The organism is Roseateles sp. GW821-FHT02E12, from assembly GCF_059421665.1.
In genome coordinates this window covers 562,809-589,807 of record NZ_JBWKVK010000003.1, presented here as the reverse complement: position 1 = coordinate 589,807, position 26,999 = coordinate 562,809, and the positions used below count along the sequence as shown (strand labels likewise).

Sequence of the window (26,999 nt, the reverse complement as noted above, 5' to 3'; positions counted from 1 at the left end):
CATTGTCCGATGCAAGCGCCCTCCCCCACCGGCCCGCTGGCCGGCCTCACCGTCGTCGAAATGGCCGGCATCGGCCCCTGCCCGCTGGCCGGCATGATGCTGGCCGACCATGGCGCCGAGGTCATCGTCATCGATAGGCCCGGCGGCCAGGTGCTGGACACGGGCACGGCGCTGGACCGCGGCAAACGGCGTGTCTGCCTGGACCTGAAGACGGCCGAAGGCCTGGCCGAAGCGCGGGCGCTGATCGAGGGCGCCGACGCCCTCATCGAAGGCTTCCGCCCCGGCGTCATGGAACGCCTGGGCCTGGGGCCCGAGGTGTTCGAAGCCAGTCACCCGCGCCTCGTCTACGGCCGCGTCACCGGCTGGGGCCAGACCGGCCCGCTGGCCCAGGCCGCGGGGCACGACATCAACTACGTGGCACTGACTGGCGTACTTTCAGTGGCGAGCCGCGAGGGCGTCGCGCCCAGCATCCCGGCCACGCTGATCGGCGACATGAGTGGCGGCGCGATGTTCCTGGCCTTCGGGCTGATGTGCGCACTTTGGGAGGCTCAGCGAAGCGGCCGCGGCCACGTCGTCGACGCGGCAATGGTGGATGGTGTGGGTGTGCTGTCCAGCCTGCTGCACTCGCTGCGCGCCGCGAACCGCTGGAGCGACAAGCCCGAACAGAATTTCTTCCTGCACAGCTCGCCCTTCTACGACTGCTTCGAATGCGCCGACGGCCGCTTCGTGTCACTGGGCGCGCTGGAGCCGCAGTTCTACGCAGAGCTGCTGCTGCGCCTCGATCTGAACGACGTCGACCCTGCCGCGCAGCACGACCGCAGCCGCTGGCCGGCGCTGCGCGAGCGCGTGGCCGCATGCATCCGCGAAAAGTCGCGCGACGAATGGTCTGCCTTGCTGGAAGGCACAAACGTCTGCTTCGCGCCGGTGCTGACCCTGGCCGAGGCACCAATGCACCCGCATGCGCAGGCGCGCGGCAGCTTTGTTCAGACAGCCGACAGCCAATGGCAACCGGCCGCCGCGCCACGCTTTTCGCGGCAAGTCTGACTAGCGGCGCTCTCCCGCTGCGAGCGCCTGCTGCAGCGCTTCGCGCTCGCTTTGCAAGACGTCGGGTCGCGTCGTCAGTGCGACGGCCCTTCCCCAGATCATGTCGTCCACGACAAGCGCCGCTGTCGCGCCCACCACGGCGGCAGCGCTCAGCACCGCATCAGGCAATCTGCATTCCGCGAGTCCGAGCATCAGCGGCGCAAGGCCCAGGCGCACCCAGGCCGCAGCCCGCAAATCACGCTCAATGAGCGGCAGGACGTCGTCATTGAAGGGGTCGTTGCGGGCGCCACGCAGCATGTTCAGCGTTCCCACGCCGCCGAAGAACGCGACCACGGCAGACACACGCATCCAGACCTGCGGGCCGGCATCCAGCAGGCTCACCATCACATAGACCGCAGCCCCGGCGCCGAACGAAAGCAGCGCGTCCGACATGCGTGACGGGAAGCGCACCAGGGCCAGCATCCGGAAGAGCCCGCTCCAGCACGCAATGAGGGTCAGCAGGCTGGCCAGCACGAGCAGCCAGGGCCGTTGGGCCTCGGGCATCTCCAGCACACGGCGCAACAGGAACGCCACCAAGCCACCGGTGAAGATGGTGTTGAGCGTGTTGAAGGTCGTGAAATGCGCATCCCTCAGCCGCACCCGCAACTCGCGCGCCGTCTCGACCGGCAATTGATCCATAGCCAGTTCCTCCCCGGAGGCGGATGCTAGCGACCAACTTCATCGGCACAAAGAAAAACGCCTCAGAGGCGCAAACCTCTGAGGCGTTTCCATTTTTTCTTATTCTTGGTGCGGCTGGCAGGATTCGAACCCACGACCCCTTGGTTCGTAGCCAAGTACTCTATCCAACTGAGCTACAGCCGCTGAAGCCTCACAGTATAGCCAGATTTTCGGGGCTCCGGCAAGAGTTGACCGGATTTTTTGAAAATACTTGGCCAGGCCCGCGAGCCCGCCCTCAAGGCAGGCGCGCCGCCGCCTCGAAACACCGGCCCCGGCGAAGTTCGTCGCCCTCTTGTTCGGCCAGCGCAGCGAGCGCCAGCCAGCTTCGGCGGCGCGACGCGCTGGGCATGCCGGCGTCGTCGGCCACGGTCTCGAGCATCAGCCGCGCCTTGCCCCAGAGCTGGCGCTCGGCCAGCGCATGGCCCAGCGCATAGGCCAGCGCACGTTCGCGCGGGAAGCGGGTTTGAGCGGATTCCAGGCGCTGCAGCCAGTCCGGCCCGCACCCAGCCAGCACCGGAACCAGCGCGCTGGCGAGCGCCGCGCGATCGTCGGACTGCAGTTCGGCGAGGTCGTCGAAGAAAGGCCGCAGCCAGCCGCGACCATCGTCGGGTGCGCCGAGCTGCCCGGCACATTGCGCGGCACGGGCAGCCACCAGCGGGTCGCGGCGGTCGGCGGGGTCGAGCTGCTGCCAGACCGAGCGTAGCTGATCAACGTCGCGGGCGCCGTCCAGGGCCTCAAAGGCCAGGGACCGCAGCAAGCCTTGGGCCGCCACCTTGGAGAAGGCCTGGTGCTTGGCCAGCAGGCGCGCCGTGCGCAGCGCGTCCAGCGGCTGCTGCGCGAGGCGCGAGGCTTGCAGCCGCAGCCGCAGCGCCTGGGTGCGGCGAGCAACGCCGGGAGCCAGCTCACTGAGCACGCTGAGCGCGCGCGTGGCGTCGCGGTCGTCCAGCGCCCATTCGGCGGCCAGCAGGCGGGCACCATCTTCCTGGGCACGCGCGCCACCAGCGCGGCGGGCCAGGTCGAGCGCGCGGCTGAGCTGTTCGTCGCGATGCCGGCGGTCCTGCAGACGATGGGCGCTGGCCGCAGCGAGCAGATGGGCCAGGGCCATGAAGGACTGGTCGGCCGCCAGCTCGGGCGTCGCCGCCTGGATGCTGAGCGCCTTCTGCGCCGCCTTCTGCGCACGGCTGAATCGGGCACCGAAGAGTTCGACCAGGGCTTCGCGCAGAGCCAGCTGGGCGCTGCGTTCACGCTGGGCCAGCCGCCATTCGCGTGCGCGCTTGGGCAGCGTCGTCAGCGCCTCGATGGCCTGGATGGCGGTGACGAGGGCGAAGCAGCTCGCGACGAGCAGCAGCAGGAAGAGGTTGAGCGAGATGTCGACGCGCCAGCCGCCCAAGTAGAAGCTGGCGAGGCCATCGTTGGAGCCCAAGTACAGCGCCGCGACGACGGCCGCGACGAAGAGCAGGACCAGCCAGATCACCAGACGCATGATCAGCGGCCCGCTGCGGCGGCAGTCAAAGCAGCCAAGGTGTCATCCGGCCTCGGCACGCTGACCTGCCGCGCCTGGCCAGCCACCTGACGCAGCAGCTCGGTCACGCTGGCCACCTTGCGCGATCGCGTGTCGAAGTACCGGTTCAGCATCTCCTGGCTGTCGCGCAGGTCGGACTGGGCCGTGTCGAACTGGCGGCTCAGCAACGCCAGGCGGGCGTTGAGCAGGCGCAGCTTGAGGTTCTCGCGCAGGAAGAAGCTCTGGTCGGGCGAGATCAGCGCGGCTTCGGGGTGGTCGATGCGGGTCACGCGCAGCAGCGTGCGGGCCTCGCCCCAGACCAGGCCGGTCCAGGTGGAGAGCTGCTGCGTGGCCTGCCACCACCACAGCGAGAGCTTGCCGTCAGCCGCCGCGGCAGCCTGCTCGCGCTGCAGCTTGAGCGCCCGCTCGCGATCCTTGGTGGCATCGCCGTTGCGCTCGTCGCGCGGCTTGGGTGCGACCTCGCCGCCCGACACCAGCGGCAGCTCGTCGGCCATGCGCACGACCTCGTCGAGCTTGATGGTCAGCGTGGAGACATCGACGACGGCGATGGCCTTGACGCGGTCCAGGTCGCGCGCAACAGCGCGGCGTATGCCTTCCATGCGCGGCTGCTTGTAGCGCAGCAGGCGTTCATCGGCCTGCTTGAGCGTGGCCACCAGCGGCTCGGCGCTGCCGGTGATCTGGGTTTGCTGAAGCGCCACGCGGATGGCGGCCTCGATGTCGCCGACGACGTTCTCGTCCCGCGAGCGCGACATGGACTGGATCAGCTCCTCCAGCTGGCCGCGTTGCAGGGCGACCTCGGCCAGGCGTGCATCCAGCAGCGACACCTTGGCGGCCGTATCGCGCACCAGGTCGCCCGACTGCTTGGCCGCCAGGCGGGCCTCGGTGGCCTGAGCCTGGCTGGCCTCCTGGCGGCGCACCAGCTCCTGCTCCAGCGACTGCTGGCGCGACAGGCTCTGCCAGGCCAACACGATGCACAACAGCACGGCGGCGCCCAGCAGGGCCAGCAACCAAGGCAGCCAGGCCGGCAGTACGGGGGCGGAAGGGGGCGGCGGCAGAGCGGCAGGCTCGGCCGCGGCGACAGCGGGGGGATTCAGCGAAGGCTCACTCACAGTGCGCCAGATTCTGTCAGAGGCCTTTCAGGGCCTGAGTCACCGCTTCAGGGGCCGGTCGCGCCAAAACCACAGGCTCGAAATGCGCAGCGCGTGCGGCATCGGCAATGCGGGAATGGGTTGCGATGGCGCGCTGGCCGGTGAGTTGCACGCCCTGCAGATGCCCGACGGCCTCGGCGCTGCTGAACAGCCACACAAAACGAAGGGGATCAGCCTGGGCCGCGGCCAGCAGGGCTTGCTCGGCAGCCGTGAAGCGCGGGCCGGCGCGGTGATAGACGGTGACGGCCTGGATGCTCGCACCCGCCTCGGCCAGGCGTTCGGCCAACCACTCGCGGCCGCCGTCGCCGCGCAGCAGCAGCACGCGTGCCCCGGCCCAGGCGCGCAGCGGTGACAGTTGTTCCCAGAGGTGTTCGGAGTCCAGGCTGGCGGCATCGGCGGCGGGCTGGACGATCTGCGAGACAGGCACGCCATGCTCGGCCAGGGCCTGGGCGCTGCCCGGGCCGACGCAGGCGGCGAGCGTGTGCGCGGGCCAGGCGGCACCCCCGGCATGGGCGAAGAACTGCTCGACCGCGTTGGGGCTGACGAAAACGGCCAGGTCAACCGCCGCCAGCGACGCCCAGGCCGAGACAACCGGGCTCACATCGCGCGCCGGCAGGATCTCGATAAGGGGCAGGGCCACGGCCTCGACGCCCAGCTCCGCCAGCCGTTCCAGCCAGGCCGCGCACTGCGGCCGCGGGCGGGTGACGATCAGCGTTGGCGCCGTCATCCCGGCAGGTAGGAGCCCGCACCCAGCTCGCGCAGCCGCGCGGCGGCTTGCTGACCCAGGGCACGCGCGGCGGCCACGTCGCCCACCGCGGCGGCGACGCTGGAGCGCAGCAGCGGCGAGGTGTGGGCCTCGACGTGGCCGATGGCGGCGTCCAGGCACAGCGTGTCGCCCTGCCAGTGCGCGTGGGCGGCCAGCGGCAGGCTGCAGCTGCCGCCGAGGGCGCGGGACACGGCGCGCTCGGCCTCGCAGGCCAGCAGCGTCTGCTTGTGCGTCAGCTTGGCGAGGGCCTCGGCCAACGCGGTGTCGTCGGCGCGGATCTCGATGCCAAGTGCGCCCTGCCCTGCACAAGGCAGCATCTGGTCAATCTCGAACAGGCTGCGCACGCGGCTGGCCAGGCCCAGGCGCTTGAGGCCGGCCGCGGCCAGCACGATGGCTTGGTAGCCGCCTTCGTCGAGCTTGCGCAGCCGCGTGTCGAGGTTGCCGCGCAGCGGTTCGACACGCAGGTCGGGCCGCAGACTCAGCAACTGGGTCACGCGGCGCAGGCTGGAGCTGCCAACCACCGCGCCCTCGGGCAGTTCGGCCAGGCTTGCAAAGTCGTTGGAGACGAAGGCGTCACGCGGGTCCTCGCGCTCCAGCACCGCCGCGAGCACGAAGCCCTCGGGCAGCTCCATCGGCACGTCTTTCAGCGAATGCACGGCGAGCTGGGCGCGGCCCTCGGCCAGGGCTGTTTCCAGCTCCTTCACGAACAAGCCCTTGCCGCCGATCTTGGACAGCGTGCGGTCGAGAATCTGGTCGCCCCGCGTCGTCATGCCCAGCAGCGTGGCGGTGATGCCGAGTTCTTCGGCGAGGCGGGCCTGCACATGCTCGGCCTGCCACAGCGCCAGGCGGCTCTCGCGCGTGGCGATGGTGATGGAAGTGGTCATCCAGCGATTATCGAGGCCCACAATCAAGGCACCGATTCCAGGAGAACTCGATGATCGTCACGGTGTTCCGCTCCCGGCTCAAGGACGGCGCCCAGGCCGACTATTTCGACCTCGCGCCGCAGATGGGCGCGCTGGCTCGGACGATGCCCGGCTACATCTCGCACAAGGCCTTCATGGCCGAGGACGGCGAGCGGCTCATCCTGGTCGAGTTCGAGGACGAGGCAGGCCAGCGCGAATGGTCGTTGAACGCCCTGCACGTGAACGCCAAGAAGCAGGGCCGCGCGAACTTCTACGCCGAGTACAACCTGAAGGTCTGCGAACTGCTGCGCGAGTCACGCTTCAAGGCCGACGGCTCTTGAAGAAAGCGTTGATCGTCAGCCGGCCCGGGCCTTCGCGGTAGGCGGCCGGCGAGGCCCAGGGGATGTCGCCGGAATGGAAGATGGCGCCGTCGTAGAAAACGGCGCGGTTCCATTTGGCGGGCACGCGGCCGATGACTTCGAAGTAGCGGTTGCTCTCGGTCATGTAGCCCGGCGGGATGCCGTATTTGTCGCCGAAGGCACTGGTCTGCAGCGTGTTGGCGTCGCGCATGAACTGGCGGGTCTCGGCGTCGGACATCAGCGAGCGGAAGAAGACCGTGCCGCCGAGCTTCTCGTCCTGGAACAAGTAATGAACGGCAGCCGAAACCATCTCGCCGGCACCGATGGCGGAGTCGTCGCGGTGGCAGATGCGCTGGCGGGCATCCAGCGTGGCGGCATCCTGCGTGACGCGTGAGAAGCGCGCATACATGCCGAGGGCCGGACCGGTGTGCAGACGCGTGCCCACATGGCGCCGGAAGAAAGCGTCCAGCTCGGCCGCCATGGCATCGGGCAGAGCCAGCTGCGGCCCCGGGTAGGGGTGGCCGGGGGGCGCCTGAAACTGGCCGGCCATGGCCTGGACCTGGGAAACAAGGGCTTCGGGCTGTTGCACGAAATCGTCGACGACATAGACTTCGGAACCATTGGCCAGCTGCAGGATCTGCACGCTGGCGTTTGGGTTGATGCCCAAGGCAGGCGCCGCCTTGCTCATCTCAGCGCCACCGACCGGCAGCTTGGGCGCCGGGCAGAACTGGTTGATGAACTGCTGGTGCTTGGGCAGCTTCATCAGCTTGCGGGCCACGTCCTTGCGGATGTCGCCAAGGAAATCGGCAAGCGCGGCGCTCTCCATCTGCCGCGCGATGGGGTGGTGGCTGGCCGGCTGGATGCCCTGCCCCATCATGACCTGCACCCAGGAGTTCTCGGCGAACAGGTCGCCCACCTGAGGCGCGAAACGCGCGCTGTCGCGGAAGAGCTGGATGCGGTGCTTGAGCGAAGCCGGGATGTCCATCTCGCGGCACTGGCGCCAGAACGCGGAGTCCGTCCGGTTGGTGACGTGGTAGTGCAGGATGATGAAGTCGCGGATGTGCTCGATGGAGTCGCGCGCCTGGTTGTTGTATTCGTCGATGTCGGTCTGGCTGATGCCATCAGCCGGGAAGAGTTCGACGAGGCGAGTCAGGCCTTTTTGGATCAGGTGGATGCTGGTGGACTCCAGCGGCTCCAGGAAGCCGCTGGCCAGGCCGATGGCGACGCAGTTCTTCTTCCAGACCACCTCGCGCTGGCCCGGCGTGAACTTGATGACACGCGGCTGGCGCAGCACCTCGCCCTGCACATTGGCCAGCAGCGCGGCCTTGGCTTCGTCGTCGCTGATGTGCTTGCTGCTGAACACGACGCCGTTGCCGACGCGGTGCTGCAATGGGATGCGCCACTGCCAACCCCAGGGGTGGGCGATGGAACGGGTGTAGGGCACGGGCTCGCCGACGATGGTGGTCTGAACGGCCAGGGCACTGTCGCAGGGCAGCCATTGCGACCAGCTCTCGTACTTCACGCCCAGGGTCTCGCCGATCAGCAGCGCGCGCATGCCGGTGCAGTCGATGAAGAACTCGCCTTCGACCAGAGCACCGTTGTCCAGCGCGATGCCGGTGATATCGCCGCTGCCCTCTTCGGTGTGGACCTTGACGATCTTGCCTTCGATGCGCTGCACGCCCAGCGCCTCCGAGAAGCGACGCAGGTACTGGCCGTAGAGCGTGGCGTCGAAGTGGTAGGCGTAGTTGATGGGGTTGTCGGGCTGCAGCGCGAAGCGGTTGTCCAGGCCCGCGCGCAGCTCCAGGCAGTAGTCGGCGTAATCACTGGCCAGGCCGCGCTTGCGGCCTTCCAGCCAGAAGTGATGGAAGCCCGCCGTCCAGTGGCCGCTGCCGGTCTTGCCGAAGGAATGGAAGTAGTGCTCGCCGACGTTGCGCCAGTTGTCGAACTGGATGCCGAGCTTGAAGGTGGCCTGGGTGGCCTGGATGAATTCCTTCTCCTCCAGGTCCAGGATCTCGTGCATGAAATGCAGCGTCGGGATGGTGGCCTCGCCGACGCCGACGGTGCCGATCTCCTCGGACTCGACCAGGCGGATGTCGTACTGCTTGCCCAGGCATTTGGACAGGCCCGCGGCCACCATCCAGCCAGCGGTGCCGCCGCCGGCGATGACGATGCGTCGAATGGGTTTGGCGTTCATGGCGTTATCGGTTGAGTCGGTTCAGCAGGTGCGCACGCAGCTGGCGCGCGGCGTTCTCGTCCAGCGGCGCCAGCACGCCGCGCGCAGCGGGCGGGATGTGGGCGGCGGTGTCGGCGTCGGCCTTGAAGATGTAGTGGTCGAACAAGGCCGCCCAGGCATCGCGCTGGGCCGGTGGCAGGTCGCGCAGGCTGAGCAGAGCCATCATCAGCGTGTTCAGCGGCGTGTCCATGTAAGCGGGCGACTGCCGCCACCAGAAATTGACCAGGGCATTGATGGGCGCCAGCCCTTCAACGCCGTGCCACCACTGGCTGGGGATGAAGATCGCGTCGCCGGCCTCCAGCTCCACGACCTGGGCATGCTTGAGCGCCTCGGCATAACCCGGAAAGCGATCGAAGTCGGGTGCGGCCTGGTCGACGAGGCTGATGGGTTGGCCGGCCGGCGTCAGGTCGAGCCGGCCGATGTAGAGGTTGGCCACCTGCTCGGGCGGGAACAACGTGAAGCGCCGCCGGCCCGAGACGACGCAGGCGATGTTGTCCGGCACGTCGAAGTGCATGGCCACGCGGGTGCGGTTGCCCAGCCACAGGCTGACCAGCGGGTCGCGCACGCCCAGGTCCAGCGGGTTGTGCTGGTGCAGGCCGGGGAAGCTGCCGTCGAGCTCGGTGGAGCCGAGGTAGAGGGCGTCGGGCGAGCCCGCCAACAGCTCATCCAGCAGCGTGTCGAAGCTACCGATCTCGCGCTGGAAGTTGAAGCCGGTGAGGTCGGCGTTGTAGAAGAAGCGCCCGCCGATGTCTGGTGCGCCGCGCCACAGGCCGACGCGGGTGCGGCCGCCGAAGCGGCGCAGGTAGTCGCAGAAGTCCTGGTCCGAGCGTTGCGCCGCCTGCACCAGCGGCCAGTGCCGCACCAGGCCGCGCAGCACCACCGGCTGGCTGGACTGCAGCAGCTCGGCGGGAACCGCCTCGGCACTGACGTCGCGGCGTTCGAGCATGGTGCTCAGGCTTCGCGGGACAGGTGGCGGCGGATCAGCGCTGGGAAGTTGGACAGCGATGCGATCGCCATGTAGATGGGCTGCAGATAGTCGGCCTGGTGCAGCAGGCCGATGGTGGCGGCATCCAGGGCCGCAAGGCGTTCCTCGTGGATCATGAAGAAGCCGACCAGCTGGCCGTGCGTGCCGTCGGGCCGCTCCACGTCCAGCACGACGGATTCGAGCAGCTCGTGGGCCACCAGGGCCTGCACGAACTCGGGCGTTGCCTCCAGGCCTTCGTGCAGCGTGCGCAGCACCGAGTTGGCCTTCTCGATGAACTCGCTGGTGCCGCCCTGCGGCAGGAAGACGGCCTCGCCCGCGGCGCCCTGGCTGATACGCGGGCTGGCCATGTCGACCATCATGCGCAACTCGTCATCGGCAATGCCGATGGAGAAAGGCAGGCGCTGCATGGACAGCGGGAGGTAGTCGGCATCCCAGCCGTCAGCGGTGAGGAAGAGGTTCTGGCCCTGCTCCAGGCCGAAAAGAGCCACCGGGTGGTAGCTGCCCTCGCCGTCGGGCTGGAAGAGGATGGGGTAGTGCGCCTGCACGCTGCGGAACTCGTCCGGCGTCACGAGTGCGGACATCACGTCGTCGCCCCATTGAGCACCGCGCTGGGTGATGACGCGCAGATCCTTGTGGGTGATGTTGTTGAGCAGTTGCAGCATGTGATTGACGGTGAAGGCGCGCGCCGCTGGCGGGTCGCGCACGAACGTGCGGGGTGGTCGCGATGGCGGGCGGATTGCCCGGCAGCCGCACATTGATTGTGGCGGCGAAAACAAGCATGGCCGGCCGGGCGTTGCGCGCCCGAACCGGCCAAATGGAGCCGCTCTGCAGACCGCCCCGCGAGGGGCGGCCATCAGGCGGCTGGGCCTATCGCTCAGAAACGATAGCGGGCACCGATCAGGTAGCGACGGCCGGTCTGGGTGGCCGAGATCAGTTGTTCCTTGGCACGACCATGCTGGCGGATGTAGCCATCGTTCAGGTTGATCAGGTCGGCCTGCAGCGTCAGGTCCTTGCCGATCTTGTAGCCGATGGACATGTCGACCTGGCCGTAGGCCTCGGTGTAGATCGGGTTGTTGCCCGCACCGTCGACCTTGGACGCCAGGAACTCACCACGCCAGTTGTAGGCGGCCCGCACCGACCAGGTGTTGTCTTCATAGAAGCCCACCAGGTTGGCCGAGTCGCTGACACCCAACAGCGCGGCCTGGGGGGTCGTGATGTTGGTGTTGTCGTACTTCAGGCCGGCACGTGCAAAGGTGTAGTTCGCCGCGAGACCGAAGCCCGTGTTGCCGAACGCGTGCTGGAGGTTCAGCTCCAGGCCCTTGATGTTGTCGCCCTTCTCGTTGGAAGGCGTCGTCACCTGGAAGGGCAACAGCGGATCTCCCGGCTGGCCGGCAATCGTGCCCAGGATTTCGCCGGACGCATTGACGCCGGTCTGCGTCACGCCAGGCTGGCCCTTGAAGTTGTTGAAGATGTAGTTGCGGATGCAAAGCGGCTGGGCGTTCGCACCGCAAGCCGCAACGCCGGCCCGGTAGTAGGCGCCGCCGATGGGCGTGGTGACGCCAGGGATCGTCTGGTTGACGTTGGACGTGCCGACGAAGTTGCTGACCTTCTTGTAGAAGGCGCCGATGGCGGCGTAGCTGCTCTTGGCGTAGTAGTACTCCGCCGAGAAGTCCAGGTTCTTCGACAGCAGCGGCTTCAGCGCCGGGTCGCCCTGCGAGCCCGTGCCGCCGCCGGCGTTGGCGCCCGCACCGAAGTTCGTGCCGCCGACGAGATCGTTCCAGCCCGGGCGGCCGATGTTGTGGCCGTAGCTCGCGCGGATCTTGACGTCCGGCGCCAGGTCGGCATCCCAGTCGATGCTGGGCAGCACATAGGAGTACTTGCCGCTCTTGGAGTCGAACACCGTGGCGCCGGAGGACAGCGTCACTTCGTTCTGCGAGATCCAGGACGCTGCGGTGCGCGAGACGACCTGCGACGACGAGTTGACCTTGGTGCTTTCATAGCGCAGGCCGGCCGACACGTTCATCGGGATGGCGGTGTCGAACGAGTGGTCCCACTGCGCGAAGGCGCTGCTGGACTTCTCGGTCGTGCGCCAGTCATTGCCCAGCGAGTAGTCCGGAGCCGCAGAGAAGTAGGCCTCGGCCTGCGCACGCGTCACACCCCTCAAGCCCATCAGCACTTCAATCGAGCGCGAACGCAGGCTGTTGAAGTCGAACATGTAGAAGTTCGGGAACTGGCGCGAATCACCCGAGCCAGGGATCTGGCTGAAGAAGCCCGGCAGGTTCTCGTTGACGGTCGCGACGTTGGCGTATTGGCCTTGCGCGCCGACACCACCCCAGTCGTTGTTCTGGTTGTTGTAGCTGGCAGCGCGGTTCTTGACCCGCGTGAAGCCCAGGCCCAGGCTCAGCTTGTTGTCGACGTCGATGCGGTAGCCGGCTTGCGTCTGGAACTGGTCGACGGTCTGCTCGCTGAGGTTGGCGACGAACTGGCTGCCGGTCAGCAGCAGCTTGTTGGCATCGAACTTCGTCGTCGGCAGGCTGACGATCGGGAACTTCTGGTCGTAGTACGCCGTGGCATTGCCCTGGTTGAACAGGCCAAAGTCCATCGTCGAGTAGCTGCCGTACTTGCTGTTCGGCCGGGTGCTGGACGTGGAGTGGTGAGCGTCGAAGTCCACCTTCAGCTCGTTGCTGACCTTCCACTCGGTGTTGAAGCCCGTCGAGCGGACTTGCGTCTTGTCACCGTAGATGCCGCCGTTGATGGCGAGGTCATGGTCGACATTGGGGAACAGCGCCGTCTGGATGATGGGCGTGGCCACCGGGCCGCTGGTGAAAGTGGTCGGCGGAGTCGACGGACCGAACGAGAAGTTGAACCAGCTGGAGAGCTCAGCGTTCTTCTTGTTGATGGTGTTGTTCGCCATCGTGTAGTCGAGCGTGAACTTCAAGTCCTTGCTCGGGGCGAACTGCAGCACGGCCTGACCGTTGAGGCGCTCGCGCTCCAGCGCCGTCAGCGAGTAACGCATGTCGGTCGACGTGGAGTACAGGCCGGTCGGGCGGTTGACGATCGGATCGGTACCGGTTGCGGGCTTGGCCGGGATGCTGCCCCAGTCACCCGAGTTCGCGGTGAAGGTGCGCCAGCCGTTTTGCGTGTAGGCCTTGTTGGAGCCGGAGTCGCGCTTGGAGTAGCTGCCGCTGATGGCCAGGCCGAGCGTGCCGTCGGCAAAGACTTCGCTGTAGATGCCCGAGATTTCAGGCGTGACCTTGCTGCCCTTGAAGGCTTCAGGCAGACGATTGTTGGAATCGTCGAAGTTGGCCTTGATGCCCACGCTGGCGATGCGGACCTTGCTGTCCAGCGGGCGCGCCGTCTTGATGTTGATGGTGGCGCCGATGCCGCCCGTCGGCGACGAGGAGCGGGCCGTCTTGAACACCTCCAGCGCCGAGATCGAATCCGACGACAGGTTGGCGAAGTCGAAGGCGCGCGAGCCGTTGGCACCGCCGTTTTCGTTGCTGATCACGCCGGTCGGCATCTGGCGGCCGTTGAGCAGCACCAGATTGAAGTCGGGACCGACGCCGCGAACCGTGACCTTGGAGCCCTCGCCGCTGGGCGCGCGGTCGATGGACACGCCGGCGATGCGCTGCATCGATTCGGCGAGGTTGCTGTCCGGGAACTTGCCGATGTCTTCGGCCACGATGCCGTCGACCAAGCCGCGGTTTTCGCGTTTCAGGGTGACAGCGCTGTCAAGGGACTTGCGAATGCCCGTGATGACGACCGTCTCCAGGGCTGTTGCACCCGGGGTGGCGGCAGCGCCGGTTTGCTGGGCGTGCACTGCGGCAGCGCCCGTCAGCAGCGCAATCGAGGATGCCCACGCGACCGGCTTGAGCCGCTGGGCCCGCTGGGGCTCACGCCGCGTCTTGGAAATCTGAGGGTGTTTCATTTGTCTCCTTGCTTGCTCTGGCGGCTCAAGATCGAGCCGATTGACGAACTTTTTTATGGCTTGCGGATGCCTGATTTTGGTAGCGATACCAGTACGCCCCAAAAAAAGAGAAGCCCACCAAGCGCCGGGCCTACTGTATTTTTTTGACTCCCCCTGTTCTGCTAGGGTTTACACGCGTCAGCGGCGCCTATTTGCGCAATCCACAACACCCACTTTGCCCCCTTTGTCGGGGACTCTTCAGCTCTTCAAGATGCAGCAGTGCATCGAGCTTTGCCGAAATTGGTAGCGATCTCACACGCGCCTAACCGGCGATCGAAACGACCGCAGAAATCAGAAATAGACAACGTTGTCTACGATAGACGATTCCGGGTTTTGATTCAATGGGGAGAGCGTTTGTGGTTTTCCCGCAGCCCTTCACCAAGCGGCCGCCCAACGGCTCTCACGGCGGCCCACGCCGTGCCCACCGGCCCGGCTCAGTGGCTAGGCCAGATCGAGCCGGTAGCCCACGCCGTACACGGAGGCGATGCACTCCTGCGGCGGGTCCAGCGCCGCGAGCTTGCGGCGGATGTTCTTGATATGGCTGTCGACGACGCGGTCCGACACGTCGCGGAAGTCCTCGTGGATCAGGTCCAGCAGCTGGGCGCGCTCGAACACCCGGCCCGGGTGCTGCAGCAGCTGGCGCAGCAGCCGGAACTCCACCGGCGTCAGCGCCAGCGCCTGCTCCTGCCAGACGACGCGCTGGCCGGCCTCGTCCACCGAGAAGCCGCCACCCGCCGGCACCAGCGTGGCCGGCGCCAGCCGCCCCTGGGCCCGGCGCAGCAGGGCCTTCACCCGCGCCACCAGCTCGCGCGGGCTGAAGGGCTTGCAGACATAGTCGTCCGCGCCCAGCTCCAGGCCGAGCAGGCGGTCCAGCTCCTCGACACGGGCGCTGTTGATGAGGATGGGCACGTCGCTGAAGGCACGCACCGCGCGGCAGACCTCCAGGCCGTCCAGGCCCGGCAGCATCACGTCCAGCAGCACGGCCGCCGGCATCGGCCCGGTCTTCAACCGCTCCAGCGCCTGGCGGCCGTCGGCCAGCCACTCGCTGCGGTAGCCGGCCGCCTGCAGGTAGTCGCGCACCAGCGCCGCGAGCTTGGGCTCGTCTTCCACGACAAGGATCAGGTCGCTCATCAGGGGCTCCCGGGCAGCTTCAGGGGCAGCGTCAGCACCATGGCCAGGCCGCCCAGCGACGAAGCCTCGGCACGCAGCCGCCCGCCGTGGGCATGGGCGATGGCGCGGGCGATGGCCAGCCCCAGGCCCGAGCCACCGAAGGCGCGGCTGCGCGAGGGGTCGGCGCGGTAGAGCGGGTCGAACAGCCGCTCCAGGTCACCCTCGGGCACGCCGGGTGGTGTGTCGTCCAGCCGGATCTCTATCGCCGCGCCCAGCGAGCGGGCCGTCACCTGCACCATGCCCGGCGCCTCGGTGTAGCGCAGGCTGTTCTCCAGCAGATTGGCCAGCAGCTGCGAGATGCGCACGGCGTCCCAGCGCGCGGCCGGCAGCACCTGGGGCAGCGGCGCCTCGATGACCAGCCCCAGCGTCTTCGCACGCGGCGCGATGCGCTCCACCGCCGCCTGCAGCAGCGCCGCGGGCGCCACCGCCTCGAACTCGCAGGGCAGCGCGCGCAGCTCGGAGGTGGCCAGCAGATGGAAGTCCTCCACCAGCCTGGAGAGCCGCCGGATCTCCTCCTGCAACGAAGCCAGCGCCGCGCGGTCCAGCGGGCGGATGCCGTCCACCAGCGCCTCCACCTCGCCGCGCAGCACCGCCAGCGGCGTGCGCAGCTCGTGCGACAGCTCGGCAATCCAGCGCTGGCGGCTGGACTCCAGCCGGGACAGCGCCTCAGCCATCGCATTGATGTCGCCATGCAGGCCGGTGATCTCGCTGGCGCCGCCACCGTCGCGCGGCGCAGGCAGGCGCACATCGAACTCACCGGCCGCGATGCGCCGCGCCGCCACCTGCGCCTCGGCTAGCGGGCGTGCCCAGCGCACGGCCAGCAGGCGCGCCAGCACCAGCGCGATCAGCAGCACGCCAGCGGCCACGACGGCCAGGCCCAGGTATTGGCGGCGCAGAAAGCTCGCATCAACCCCCTCGGCCGGGCCGGCACGCTCGGCCAGCCGCAGCACCACGGCCGCCTGGCCCTGGAACTTGACGGCGCGTGTCTGGCCGGGCCGGTTCAGGTTCTCGCGGCGGCCCGCCAGGGGCGTCAGCCCATCGGCAGTCAGCACGATCACACGGGGGCCGAAATTGGAAGGGTCGCGGCGCGGTGGCGGCGGTTCGCGGCGCGGGTCGGGCGGCGGCGGGCGGCCGTCGAAGCCTGGGCCGCGTTCAGGGGGTGGTGGCGGTTCTTCCGGCCCCCCCGGCGGCCCCTCGCCCGGTGCGCCGCGCCCGGCGGACACGCGCGCCGCGTCCAGCCAGTCACGCAGCACCGGCCGCCAGTCCTGCGGCAGGCTGCCGCGCCGGGCCAGGTCGCGCTCGGCGGCCTCCATCAGCCGCGTCAGGTGCTCGCCGTCCTGAGCCTGCAAATAGTCAGAGAAGCCGGCACGCAGATTCCAGCCGACGAGGCCGGCCACGGCCGCGACGGCCACCAGCGCGGTGGCGATGAGGAGCAGGGACAACTGGTGGACGAGACGCATACCCGCCATCTTGCCGGCCAACTGTGGATGCGGCCTCCACAGTTTCTCCATGCTCGGCCCACGCTCGGCCCGGATGCTGGCGGCCTTCCACAACAAGGAGACCGCCATGCCCACCCGCCCCCGCCACGCGCCGCTGCTGGCCGCCGCCCTGTTGATCTGCCTGCTCGCCGGCTGCGGCGGCGGGGGTGGCGCGGAAACGACCGCCACGGCCGCGGCCGACGACACCAGCGCCGATGCCGCGGCCCTGCGACCGCCGCGCGTGCCCTTGCCGGCGCCTGTCCCGGTGCCGACGCTGGCCCAGGTCGGTGACCGGCTGTTCGACGAGGTGCGCCTCTCCGCCAGCGGCAAGCAGGCTTGCGCGAGCTGCCACGTCGAGGCACGCGGCCATGCCGACGCGGCGGGCAGCTTTTTGCCGCTGGGCGGCGCCGACGGCACGCACCAAGGCCTGCGCAGCTCACCCAGCGTGCGCTACCTCGACCAGGCCGGCGCGTTCGGTTTCGACGCCCAGGGCCGTGCCCGCGGCGGGCTGTTCTGGGACGGCCGCGCCAGCAGCCGCGTCGAACAGGCGCGCGGCCCGCTGTTCAATGCCGACGAGATGGCCAACACCGACGTCGCGGCCCTGTCCACACGGCTGCGCGCCCTGCCCTACGTGGCCGACCTGCGCGCCGCGGCCAGCCTGCCCGCGGCCGCCACCGACGACCAGCTCGTCGACGCCGCCGTCACGGCGCTGGCCCGCTACCAGGCCGACGACGCCAAGTTCCACGCCTTCACGAGCAAGTTCGACGCCGTGCAGGACGGCCGTGCCAGCTTCACCGCCCAGGAGCAGCGCGGCCTCAACCTGTTCAACGACCCGCAACGCGGCAACTGCGCGAGCTGCCACGACAGCCGCCCCACGCCAGGTCTGGCACGCGCCCTCTTCACCAACTTCAGCTATCACGCCCTCGGCGTGCCGCGCAACCAGAGCCAGGCCACCGCCAACCCGGCCTTCTTCGACCTCGGCCTGTGCGGCCCGCAGCGCAGCGACCTTGCCGGCCGGCGCGAGCTGTGTGGCCAGTTCCGCACGCCCAGCCTGCGCAACGTCGCGCTGACCGCGCCGTACTTTCACAACGCCAGCTTCGCCACGCTCGAAGACGCCGTGGCCTTCTACGCCACGCGTGACCTCGATCCGGCACGCTGGTACCCGGTCGTGGGCGGCCAGGTCCAGGTCTACAACGACCTGCCCGCCGTCTACCGCGCCAATGTCCAGCAGGGCGCGCCCTTCCGCCGCCCCGGCCAGCCGCCGGCCTTGACGCCGCAAGACGTGGCCGACGTCGTGGCCTTCCTGCGCACCTTGAGCGACGGCTTCACGGCGGCACCTGCAGCCCAATGACGAGCCGATAGACCGGGATAGAAGGGGCTCCGTTCCGGGGAAGAAACTGCTAGAGTCATATTTAGGTAACTCCGTTACCTTTTTGACGCACTCTTTCCCGGACGACCCGCCATGCCCTCACGAGCCGCCCCTGCACGCCGCCCCGAAATCGACAAGAACGAACCGCTGGTGGCCGACATCCGGCTGCTCGGTCGCATCCTCGGCGACGTCATCCGCGAGCAGGAGGGCCGTGAGGCCTACGAGCTGGTCGAACGCATCCGCCAGCTGTCGGTGGCCTACCGCCACAAGCACGACAAGGAAGCCGGCAAGCGCTTCGACAAGCTGCTGAAGAGCCTGTCCGGCGAGCAGGCTGTCAGCGTCATCCGCGCCTTCAGCTACTTCAGCCACCTGGCCAACATCGCCGAGGACCGCCACCACATCCGCCGCCGTGACGTGCACGAGCGCGCCGGCAGCCTGCAGCCGGGGTCGCTCGCCTACTGCCTGGAGCATCTGCACGAGGCCGGCATCCGCCCGACCGAGATTGCCGAGGTGCTGCACCGCGGCTTCATCTCGCCGGTGCTGACCGCTCACCCGACCGAAGTGCAGCGCAAGAGCATCCTGGACGCCGAGCGCGCCGTGGCCGGCCTGCTGGAAGCGCGAGACCGCGCTGGCACCGAACGCGAGCTGCGCGACACCGAGGCGTTGCTGCGTGCCCGCATCACCCAGCTCTGGCAGACGCGCATGCTGCGCTACTCCAAGCTGACGGTGGCGGACGAGATCGAGAACGCGCTGTCGTACTACCAGTCGACCTTCCTGCGCCAGATCCCCAAGCTCTACGCCGAGCTGGAGGAGCACCTGCCCGGCGAGACACTGCCGAGCTTCCTGCGCATGGGCCACTGGATCGGCGGCGACCGCGACGGCAACCCCAACGTCGGTGCTGCCACGCTGCGCCAGGCCATGAAGCGCCAGGCCGAGGTGGCGCTGCGCCACTACCTGACCGAGCTGCACGAGCTGGGCGCCGAGCTGTCCATCTCGCTGCGCCTGACCGGTGTGTCGCCCGCCATGCAGGCCCTGGCCGAGCGCAGCCCCGACCAGAACGCCCACCGCATGGACGAGCCCTATCGCCGTGCGCTGACTGGCATGTACGCGCGCCTGGCCGCCACGCTGCACACGCTGACCGGCACCGAGGCGCTGCGCCACGCCGTCGCACCGCAAGACCCCTACCGCTCGCCCGACGATCTGCTGACCGACCTGCGCACCATCGAGGCCTCGCTGAAGAGCAACCACGCCGAAGCTCTGATCGCGCCGCGCCTGAGCCCGCTGATCCGCGCCGTGCAGGTGTTCGGCTTTCACCTGGCCACGCTGGACCTGCGCCAGAGCAGCGACCAGCATGAGCTGGTGCTGGCCGAGCTGCTGGCCACCGCCCGCATCGAGAGCGACTACTCGGCGCTGGATGAAGCCGCCAAGCGCGAGCTGCTGCTGAAGCTGCTGAACGACGCCCGCCCCCTGCGCGTCATCGGCGCGAGCTACACCGACAAGACGCTGTTCGAGCTCGCCACCTTCGAAGCCGCCCGCGAAGCCCTGGCCCGCTTCGGCCGCGAGGCGCTGCGCCACTACATCATCAGCCACACCGAGTCGGTAAGCGACCTGCTGGAAGTGGCCCTGCTGCTGAAGGAGACGGGCCTGCTGCGCGGCGTGCTGTCCGAGTACGCGATCAGCGACCTCATCATCGTGCCGCTGTTCGAGACCATCGGCGACCTGCGCGTCGCGCCTGAAATCATGGGCGAGTTCTACGCGCTGCCCGGCGTGCGCGGCCTCATCGACCGCTCGGGCGGCGAGCAGGACATCATGCTGGGCTACTCGGACAGCAACAAGGACGGCGGCATGTTCACGTCGTCCTGGGAGCTGTACCGCGCCGAGATCGCGCTGGTGGAGCTGTTCGACCAGCTCAAGCGCGTCGGCCCCATCACGCTGCGCCTCTTCCACGGCCGCGGCGGCACTGTCGGCCGTGGCGGCGGCCCGAGCTACCAGGCCATCCTGGCCCAGCCCCCCGGCACCGTGAACGGCCAGATCCGCCTGACCGAGCAGGGCGAAGTCATCGCCTCCAAGTACGCCCACCCGGAAATCGGCCGGCGCAACCTGGAGACGCTTGTGGCCGCCACGCTGGAGGCCACGCTGCTGCACCCGACGCAGAGCGCGCCCAAGGGCTTCCTGCAAGCCGCGCAAGCGCTGTCGGACGCGAGCTTCGACGCCTACCGCGGCCTCGTCTACGGCACGCCCGGCTTTGCCGACTACTTCTTCGCCAGCACGCCCATCCGCGAGATCGCCGAGTTGAACATCGGTTCACGCCCCGCGTCGCGCAAGGCCACGCGCGCCATCGAAGACCTGCGCGCCATTCCCTGGGGCTTCTCCTGGGGCCAGGCCCGTGTGGCCCTGCCGGGCTGGTGCGGTTTCGGCTCCGGTGTGGAGGCCTTCCTGGGCGAGGAACCCACCCAACGCGCCAAGAACCTGACCCTGCTCAAGCGCATGCTCAAGGGCTGGCCCTTCTTCCGCGCGCTGCTGTCCAACCTCGACATGGTGCTGGCCAAGACCGACCTGGCCCTGGCCGAGCGCTACGTCGAGCTGGTGGAGGACAAGAAGCTGGGCAAGCGCATCTTCACGGCCATCCGCGCTGAGTTCGATCTCACGCAGGCCGCGCTCAGCCTCATCACCGGCGACGACAAGCGCCTGGCGGCCAACCCGTCGCTGGCACGCTCCATCGAGCACCGCTTCCCCTACATCGACCCGCTCAACCACCTGCAGGTCGAGCTGATGCGCCGCTACCGCCGTATCTCGGCGGATGACCCGGCGATGGAGCGCGTGCAGCGCGGCATCCACCTGTCCATCAACGGCATCGCCGCGGGCCTGCGCAACACGGGTTGAACGCAGGCCACGGGTTGTTGGCCGCTACCTAGCGCTGCAACTCCAAGGTCTCGCCGTTCACGCGCACGCGGTCGCCCGCGCGGAAGTTGGGCGGGTCGGCGTAGATGACGGTGCGCTGCTGGCCGTCGGCCATGCGCACCACCACTTCGTACTGCGTGCGTTCGTTGTGGCGCTTCTGGATCTCGCGGCCTAGCAACGCGCCGCCCACGGCACCGGCCACGCCGGCGGCCGTGCGGCCGTCACCCTTGCCGAACTGGCTGCCCACCACCGCACCCAGCACGCCACCGGCTACGGTGCCCAGCACCCGGCCATCGCCGTCCACGGTGACGGGGTTCACCGCCTGCACGGTCGCGCAGTCGTTGCAGGTGTCAGCGCGACGCGACGTGAAGTTCACGCCGGCATAGGCATTCGGCACGCTGCTGCGCACGTTGCGGTCGCCGATTCGCAACTGCGCGACCAGCGGCTGCTGCGTGTCCACCCACGCGCCTTGCGGCAGCACATAGGTTTCCGCATATTCGCCCGCGCGCACCTCGTTCAGCACGATGTTGCGCGGCTGGTTGCCCTGCAACTGCACCGACGCCTGGCCGCCCGGCGTACCGCGCAACGTGTAGCGCAGGGCGTCGCTGCGGCCGCGCCCCGGCTCGCGCACAACGGCAACCGACTGGATCTCGGGCATCAGCACTGCCTGGCCCGGCACCGCCCAACCCACCTGCAGCGCCTCGCCCAGCAAAGAGGTCGCCACGCGGTTGTCGCGCCGCAGATTGGCGTGCACGCGTGACTCCGGCCCGATGCGGTCCGAACGGCCCACGATGTAGCTGCCCTGGTAGCGGCCCGGGCTGGTCTCGTCCAGGCGCACCGTGCGCCGGCTGCCGTCGATCTGCAGCAGCACTGCGGCGCCGGCGGTACCCCAGACCGTGAAGTTCAGCTCGGCGCCGGGCTCCAGGCGGTCCACCTGCTCCACGTCGAAGCCGGTCACGCGCAACGGTGCGGCGGCCGTGCGGCTGCTGCGTTGCGCCTCGGCCGTATCGGCCCAGAACGGTGAACCAACCACCAGCGCGCAGGCCAGGGCCGTTGCGGAAAATCGCATCGAGTGCGTCATGTGGTGCTCCTGAATTTTTAGAAGCTCTAGCCTAGGCGCGCCGGGTGGCAGCCAGGTGTCGGCTCCCGGCCCGGCCATCGGTAGGCCGTGGACTACAGGCGCCGCCTGTTCGATCGATCCCGTGCATCTTCCCGGCGGCTTCCGCGCCACAATGTTTCGACCCGCAGAGGCACGGCGCAGCCTGCAACGAATGAAACAAAGACGAGGCGCGCCGCAGTCCACCTGAAACGCAGGCCTCGGAGGATGGCCGGCACCCACCGGAGACCTCCATGCCCGACACCCGCGCCGCCCCCGTCGTCTGCCTGCACTCCAGCGCCGCCAGCGCACGCCAATGGCGCCGCCTCATGGCCGACAGCACCGATGCCGGCCATGCCTGGCAATGGCACGCGCCCGACTTCTTCGGTCACGCCGGCCGGCCGGACTGGCCCGAGCTGATGCCCAGCCAGCTGTCGGTCGAGGCCAACGCCGTGCTGGCGGGCCTGCCTACAGTGGGTTCAGCAGGTTCGGCGGGTTTCGCGCCCGAGCAGGGCTTCCACCTCGTCGGCCACAGCTATGGCGGCGCCGTGGCCCTGCAGATCGCGCTGCAGCAGCCCGGCCGCGTGTTGTCGCTGACGCTGTACGAGCCCGTCGCCTTCGGCCTGCTGCCGGCCCTGGGCCCGGCCGAGCCGGAGTGGCAGGAGATCAGCGACGTTGCCGCCGCGCTGGCCGCCGCCCTGGACGCCGGCGACGACTTCGGCGCTGCGCGGGGTTTCTGCGCGTACTGGCAGAGCCGCGACGTCTGGCCCGAGATGGACTTTGCCCAGCAGATGCGCGTTGCCGAAGCCATGCCGGCGGTACGCCGCCACTTCGAGGCCCTGTTCGACGCGCGATGGAGCGACGAACAGCTGAGCCAGCTGAGCATGCCCGTGCAGCTGATCTGCGGCAGCGCCACACGGGCCAGCGCCCGGCGCGTGAGCCAGAGCCTGGCCTTGCGGTTGCCACGGGTAAAGCTGCAGATGCTGGAAGGTGCGGGCCACATGGCGCCGATCACGGACGCGGTGCGGGTCAATCCGCTGATGCTGGAAAGCCTGGTCAGCATGCAGCGGGTGCCGGTGGCCTGAGTCAGCGCCGCGCTGGCGCGGGGTCAAGCGAACTGCGGCCTTGCTCAAGGCGCCATTGAGCTGACAGCGCGGTGTCGTCGGCCCCTGCCGCGCGCATCTCCGCGCGCCAGTGACCCCATTCGCCAAGGTCGTTCATACCCTGGACTATCTTGCGCATTTCCACCTGTGCGTCGCAAGGCGATTCACCTATCGGTGGACTCTGAGTAACTCGCTCCAGCGCCACATTGCGCCAAGACACCACGGCCTCGTACTCACGCGCCCGCGGCTCCCAGCGCGTCCTTTGCTCGGGGCGTGCTGGCAGCACCAGTCTGCGCGCCAAGCCCAGAGCCATGGCGCGGTCCAGTTGGTTGTCGCCTTCCCAGAGGCGATCGAGCACGGCCTCACAGCGCTGCAGGACGCCCGGCGTGCCGGCCAGACAGGCATCCGTCAATGGCTTGAAGCCTGCGATTGCCCAGGCCGCTGCCGTTCCAGTGATGAGCTGCATCTCAGCCTCACTCGCAAGCCCGCGCGTCTGCAACTGCGGCAGACTCAGCAGGGCGGCCTTGAACTCGCGTTCGTAAGTACGGGAATAGCGCCCTTCGGCGGCCATGCGCTCCAACGCGTAGCCCGACTGGCCCTGGCGTGCGTCGCCCTTCGCATCGCGAAGCAACGTCAGCCAAGCCTGCAGGTTGGCTGGCTCCAACCGCGACCATTGAGAGGCCTCGATGCTGCGGCAGCTGCCGGCCTCGCAAGGCCGTTGCAGGGCGAGGGCCGTGACCATGGGATCGCTCGTCGTGCGTGCAAGGGCCTGCAACCGCGCACGGGCCTGGGCAGGTTCCTCGTCCAGACCACCGAGGAAATCGGCCACGGCCAGCGAGCGCGGGTCGCCACGCTGCTGCAGCGCCTTCACCCAGCGCCGACGCACCTGCTCAATGGCCTCGTCAACCACCTCCTGACCCGCGGTTCGCTTCAGCTGGTCGATCGCCTCCAGGCCGACCATGCCGTTACCGCTGGCACTCGCCTGCTCGACGACGGCATCGGATTGCCGGCCGTACTCGGCCGCCCCAAATCCGCACCAGTCGGCCTTCATGCGCCGCATCAGCTGAGCACGCGCCTCGGCTTGCGCTGAAAAAGCAGAAAAGGCCGCCGGCCCCGGAGGTGCGGCAGGATGCACTTCGGCCGCGCTCGCAGTGATCGCGGCAGGCGCGACGCTGGGCGTCGCACTCGTCGCCGCCAGATCAGCGTTTGCTGGATTCATCCGCCGCTCAACGTGCCAGCCGAGCAACGCGACCGCGACAACCACCAAAGCCAATCCCGATGCGGCCCAACGCCAGCCTTTCCTCAATTCGTGGCCCTCATCGCATCGGCTCGCGTACGCGGGCGCACCTCCCACATCGACAGGCCCGAGGCCTGCAGCACCACGCGGGCGCGTTCCCATTCGCTCATGGCCGCACGCTCGCCCGAGCGGGGCAAAGCGATCGCTTCGCAGGCCAACTCTCGCGGCGACATCGATCCGCGCGTCGGCGTACCGCGACTGCGGGTTGCGGCGTCCAGCTCGCGCAGGCGCGGCTCCCAGATGGCGCGGCGCTGCGGCAGCAAGGTCTGGGCGTGCTGCGCCAGGATGGCCGCGATGAACCTCTCGGTGGCGCCACCATCGGCCCACAGCAGCGCCGCCACCGCCTCGCAGCGCTCGGCCGTCGTGAGGTCGTTCGGGCTGCGGCAGTAGCTGGCCAATGCGCGAAGGTTGAGCAGCCCCCAGGGCTGGCGCAACTCCAAACCGGTGGGCGGCAGGTCGCCCAACAGCGCGTCGGCCTCCTGGCGGTAGCTGCGCGCGTAGCGCACCTGGGTGGCGATCTGGTCCAGCAGATAGCTGCCGTCGGCGGAAGCCCGTGTCGGCAGGGTCAGCCAGGCCAGCAGGTTGGCCGGCTCCAGCCGCGACCACTGCGAGGCCTCGATATTGCGGCAGCCCGGCTGCACGCAAGGCATGTGCAGGGCCAGCACCGTGAGCATCGGGTCGGTGGACGAACGGGCGCGGTCTTGCAGGCGGGCACGGGCGGCGTGGCCGTCCGCGGTGCCGGCGGCTGCCAGCAGATAGTCGGCCAGGGCCAGTGAACGCAGGTCACGGCGGCCCTGAAGCTGGGCCACGGCTTCCGGCGGTGCCGCGGCGGCTTGCGTCTGGGGCTGTGCCTGGGCGGCCCGCCGTGCGCAGTGCTCGGTCATCTGCGCGCTGCTGCTCGCCACCGCCAGCGCTGCGAAAACCGGCCACCAACGCGCAAGCCGCAGTGCGGTGCACCTCAAGTTTTCAGCCCCGCCAACGCCTCCCGCACCGCGGCCACCTGGCGGCGCGACACGGCCAGCCATTCGTCGACGTGGACGATGCGCACCGCCCAGCTGTCCGTCGTGTCGGCATTGGGGTCGCCGCCGTCCAGCTCGCCAAAGCTGGTCGGCGCATGGCGCTCCAGCTCGCGGACGGCCCAACGCGCCACCAGCGCGTTGCGGTGAACGCGCAGGAAGCGCTCGCCCAGGCGCTGCTCCAGGTCCGACAGCGCACCGTCCATCACATGGCTCTCGCTGGCAGTACGCAGCGTCAGGTACTTGAGCTCGGCCTTGAAGTACAGCACCTCGGCGACGGGCACGCGCTGAAGGCGGCCGCGGTCGGTCAGCGTGATGAAGTCGGCGTGGTCGGGCGCGGCCGGCCTGTCGCCATCCGGGGGCGGCAAGCCAGCCTGCACGGCGGCGCGCTCGGACAGGCGCAGGGCAGCGCGGGCCAGTGCTGCCTGCAGGCGCTCGCGGCGAACGGGCTTGGTGAGGTAGTCCAGCGCGTCCAGCTCGAAGGCGCGCAGCGCGTGCATCGCGTGGGCCGTGACGAAGATGATGAGCGGCGCCGGCACGCCCGGTTGCCCCGCCTGGCGCTGGGCCAGGCCATCGGCAAACTGCAGGCCGTCCGCGCCGGGCATCTGCACGTCCAGCAGCACGATGTCGCAGCCGTGATCGCGCAGCCAGCTCGCCGCCTGCGAGCCGGTAGCTGCCTCGGCGACGACCTCGCAGCGCGGCTCCTGGATGGCGTCAACCAGGCTGCGCAGCCGCAGCCGGGCCAGGGGTTCGTCGTCGACGAGGAGAACGCGCAATGCTGTGCTCATAACGGCACAAGTATCCGCAATGCGAAGCGCTTCTCGCTGGAATCGATCTCGAAGCGCGCGGCGACGTCGTGCATCAGCCTCAGGCGCTGGCGCACATTGCGCAGGGCCAGGCCGTGGCCGACGGTGCGGGCCGGCGCGCCCACGGTGTTGACGATGCGGATCTCGACCTCGGCGCCACGGCGCATCGTCGTGACCTCCAGCTCGCCCCCCTCGTCGTTGGGCTCCACGCCGTGGCGCACCGCGTTCTCCACCAGCGGCTGCAGCAGCAGCGGCGGCACGCGGGCGGCGTCGGCCTCGGGGTCCAGATGCCAGACGATGCGCAGCCGCTTGCCGAAGCGGATCTGCTCGATGGCGAGGTAGCGGCGCGCCAGCTCCACCTCCTCGGTCAGCGTGACGGAGGCGCTGGCATCGGCGAGCGCGACGCGGAAGAGTTCGGCCAGGTCCTCCAGCACGCTCTCGGCGCGCGCCGGGTCGATCTGTACGAGGGCGATGGCACTGTTCAGCGTGTTGAACAGGAAGTGCGGGCGGATGCGCGACTGCAGCTCGACGAGCTGGGCCAGCGCGTCGGCCGGGCGCTGGGTGTGCTCGCGCAGCTTGAGCCAGGCCAGCAGCAGGGCCGCACCACTGGCGCCACAGGCGGCGATGCTGGCGATGCGCCAGGCACTGAGCGGGTCTTCGCTCGTCAGGCTCAAGAGGCCAAAACCCAGCAGCGCGCTGCCTGCGCCCAAAAACATCAGCCCCAGCCACTGCACCGGCTCGGGCAGGCGCGGCCACAGCCGCTTGGCCGCGCAAACGGCGAGCAGCCAGGACAGCACGGCGAACATCGTCACGACGGTGCCGTTGGCCATCAGCGTCAGCCACTGCGAGGCGTCGCGTGCGACCAACGCCGTACCCAGGCCCAGCAGCAGCTGCACACCGAGCACGGCACGCAGCACCAGGCCGACATGGCAGACGTCGAAGGCCCGGGTCGGGTCCAGCAGCGGCGCCGTGTTCAGTTCGGGCAGTTCGGGCAGCTCGTTGGGCGCAAAACCCAGCCATTGGCTGAGCTGCATGGACTCATGCCAGACGCTGTGACGCGGTTCGGCGCGGCGCTTGAAGAAGGGCATGTGGCTGGATACGAGAGGCGGGTGGATTCTTG

General features: G+C 68.9%; 21 protein-coding genes and 1 tRNA gene. 5 read left to right on the top strand and 17 right to left on the bottom strand.

The window, feature by feature from the left end:
* Positions 1–9 precede the first annotated feature (9 nt).
* A complete protein-coding gene (locus tag AC07V5_RS20635; RefSeq protein WP_495117581.1) occupies positions 10–1,044 on the top strand; it encodes a CaiB/BaiF CoA transferase family protein in 1,035 nt (344 codons plus the stop codon).
* Here the strand turns inward: AC07V5_RS20635 and AC07V5_RS20630 are convergent, their stop codons facing one another.
* The 6 genes from AC07V5_RS20630 to hemC all read right to left on the bottom strand — a co-directional run bounded on the left by AC07V5_RS20630 (position 1,045) and on the right by hemC (position 6,081).
* On the bottom strand, positions 1,045–1,722 hold the full coding sequence (locus AC07V5_RS20630) for a hypothetical protein (protein ID WP_495117580.1): 678 nt from the start codon (positions 1,720–1,722) through the stop codon (positions 1,045–1,047). It abuts the gene before it with no gap.
* A 106-nt stretch (positions 1,723–1,828) separates the two neighbouring features.
* Positions 1,829–1,905: transfer RNA gene (locus AC07V5_RS20625), tRNA-Arg, on the bottom strand.
* A gap of 91 nt (positions 1,906–1,996) precedes the next feature.
* Positions 1,997–3,244 carry a heme biosynthesis HemY N-terminal domain-containing protein gene (locus AC07V5_RS20620; RefSeq protein WP_495117579.1) on the bottom strand — a complete coding sequence of 416 codons (1,248 nt, stop codon included), beginning with the start codon at positions 3,242–3,244 and terminating at the stop codon, positions 1,997–1,999.
* Between the two features lie 2 nt (positions 3,245–3,246).
* Positions 3,247–4,392 carry a uroporphyrinogen-III C-methyltransferase gene (locus AC07V5_RS20615; protein ID WP_495117578.1) on the bottom strand — a complete coding sequence of 382 codons (1,146 nt, stop codon included), beginning with the start codon at positions 4,390–4,392 and terminating at the stop codon, positions 3,247–3,249.
* A 16-nt stretch (positions 4,393–4,408) separates the two neighbouring features.
* Positions 4,409–5,158: a uroporphyrinogen-III synthase gene (locus AC07V5_RS20610; RefSeq protein WP_495117577.1), complete on the bottom strand. Its 750-nt coding sequence runs from the start codon at positions 5,156–5,158 to the stop codon at positions 4,409–4,411.
* Entirely contained in the window at positions 5,155–6,081 is a 927-nt protein-coding gene (hemC, locus tag AC07V5_RS20605) for a hydroxymethylbilane synthase (RefSeq protein ID WP_495117576.1), read from the bottom strand. Before hemC ends, AC07V5_RS20610 begins: the two co-directional genes overlap by 4 nt.
* A gap of 50 nt (positions 6,082–6,131) precedes the next feature.
* Here hemC and AC07V5_RS20600 point away from each other — a divergent pair, with 50 nt between their 5' ends.
* Positions 6,132–6,440: an antibiotic biosynthesis monooxygenase family protein gene (locus AC07V5_RS20600; RefSeq protein WP_495117575.1), complete on the top strand. Its 309-nt coding sequence runs from the start codon at positions 6,132–6,134 to the stop codon at positions 6,438–6,440.
* Here AC07V5_RS20600 and AC07V5_RS20595 read toward each other — a convergent pair.
* The 6 genes from AC07V5_RS20595 to AC07V5_RS20570 all read right to left on the bottom strand — a co-directional run bounded on the left by AC07V5_RS20595 (position 6,421) and on the right by AC07V5_RS20570 (position 16,273).
* On the bottom strand, positions 6,421–8,652 hold the full coding sequence (locus AC07V5_RS20595) for a DUF6445 family protein (protein WP_495117574.1): 2,232 nt from the start codon (positions 8,650–8,652) through the stop codon (positions 6,421–6,423). The genes AC07V5_RS20600 and AC07V5_RS20595 overlap by 20 nt on opposite strands.
* A gap of 4 nt (positions 8,653–8,656) precedes the next feature.
* A complete protein-coding gene (locus AC07V5_RS20590) occupies positions 8,657–9,637 on the bottom strand; it encodes a cupin-like domain-containing protein (RefSeq protein ID WP_495117573.1) in 981 nt (326 codons plus the stop codon).
* Between the two features lie 5 nt (positions 9,638–9,642).
* Positions 9,643–10,380, bottom strand: coding sequence for a SapC family protein (locus AC07V5_RS20585; RefSeq protein WP_495117572.1), 738 nt, complete (start codon positions 10,378–10,380; stop codon positions 9,643–9,645).
* A gap of 170 nt (positions 10,381–10,550) precedes the next feature.
* Positions 10,551–13,604 carry a TonB-dependent receptor gene (locus AC07V5_RS20580; protein WP_495117571.1) on the bottom strand — a complete coding sequence of 1,018 codons (3,054 nt, stop codon included), beginning with the start codon at positions 13,602–13,604 and terminating at the stop codon, positions 10,551–10,553.
* Positions 13,605–14,084: 480 nt separating this feature from the next.
* Positions 14,085–14,765: a response regulator gene (locus tag AC07V5_RS20575; protein ID WP_495118018.1), complete on the bottom strand. Its 681-nt coding sequence runs from the start codon at positions 14,763–14,765 to the stop codon at positions 14,085–14,087.
* Between the two features lie 8 nt (positions 14,766–14,773).
* Positions 14,774–16,273 (bottom strand): ATP-binding protein, encoded by a 1,500-nt coding sequence (locus AC07V5_RS20570; RefSeq protein ID WP_495117570.1) that lies wholly within the window; start codon positions 16,271–16,273, stop codon positions 14,774–14,776.
* Between the two features lie 106 nt (positions 16,274–16,379).
* On the opposite strand from AC07V5_RS20570, the gene AC07V5_RS20565 reads away from it, so the two are divergent.
* Both AC07V5_RS20565 and ppc read left to right on the top strand, forming a co-directional pair.
* Positions 16,380–17,642: a cytochrome-c peroxidase gene (locus AC07V5_RS20565; protein ID WP_495117569.1), complete on the top strand. Its 1,263-nt coding sequence runs from the start codon at positions 16,380–16,382 to the stop codon at positions 17,640–17,642.
* Between the two features lie 111 nt (positions 17,643–17,753).
* Complete coding sequence (ppc, locus tag AC07V5_RS20560; protein ID WP_495117568.1) at positions 17,754–20,543, top strand: phosphoenolpyruvate carboxylase; 2,790 nt, start codon at positions 17,754–17,756, stop codon at positions 20,541–20,543.
* 28 nt (positions 20,544–20,571) lie between these two features.
* Here the strand turns inward: ppc and AC07V5_RS20555 are convergent, their stop codons facing one another.
* Entirely contained in the window at positions 20,572–21,630 is a 1,059-nt protein-coding gene (locus AC07V5_RS20555) for an outer membrane lipoprotein (RefSeq protein WP_495117567.1), read from the bottom strand.
* 281 nt (positions 21,631–21,911) lie between these two features.
* Between AC07V5_RS20555 and AC07V5_RS20550 the strand changes: the two genes are divergently transcribed.
* Positions 21,912–22,742 carry an alpha/beta fold hydrolase gene (locus AC07V5_RS20550; RefSeq protein WP_495117566.1) on the top strand — a complete coding sequence of 277 codons (831 nt, stop codon included), beginning with the start codon at positions 21,912–21,914 and terminating at the stop codon, positions 22,740–22,742.
* A gap of 1 nt (position 22,743) precedes the next feature.
* Here AC07V5_RS20550 and AC07V5_RS20545 read toward each other — a convergent pair whose 3' ends face one another.
* The 4 genes from AC07V5_RS20545 to AC07V5_RS20530 form a co-directional block, all read right to left on the bottom strand.
* Positions 22,744–24,066, bottom strand: coding sequence for a hypothetical protein (locus tag AC07V5_RS20545; RefSeq protein WP_495117565.1), 1,323 nt, complete (start codon positions 24,064–24,066; stop codon positions 22,744–22,746).
* Entirely contained in the window at positions 24,063–24,941 is an 879-nt protein-coding gene (locus tag AC07V5_RS20540; protein WP_495117564.1) for a hypothetical protein, read from the bottom strand. Before AC07V5_RS20540 ends, AC07V5_RS20545 begins: the two co-directional genes overlap by 4 nt.
* Before the next feature lie 74 nt (positions 24,942–25,015).
* Complete coding sequence (locus AC07V5_RS20535) at positions 25,016–25,861, bottom strand: LytR/AlgR family response regulator transcription factor (RefSeq protein WP_495117563.1); 846 nt, start codon at positions 25,859–25,861, stop codon at positions 25,016–25,018.
* A complete protein-coding gene (locus AC07V5_RS20530) occupies positions 25,858–26,967 on the bottom strand; it encodes a sensor histidine kinase (protein WP_495117562.1) in 1,110 nt (369 codons plus the stop codon). The genes AC07V5_RS20535 and AC07V5_RS20530 overlap by 4 nt, the downstream gene beginning before the upstream one ends.
* Between the last annotated feature and the right edge of the window lie 32 nt (positions 26,968–26,999).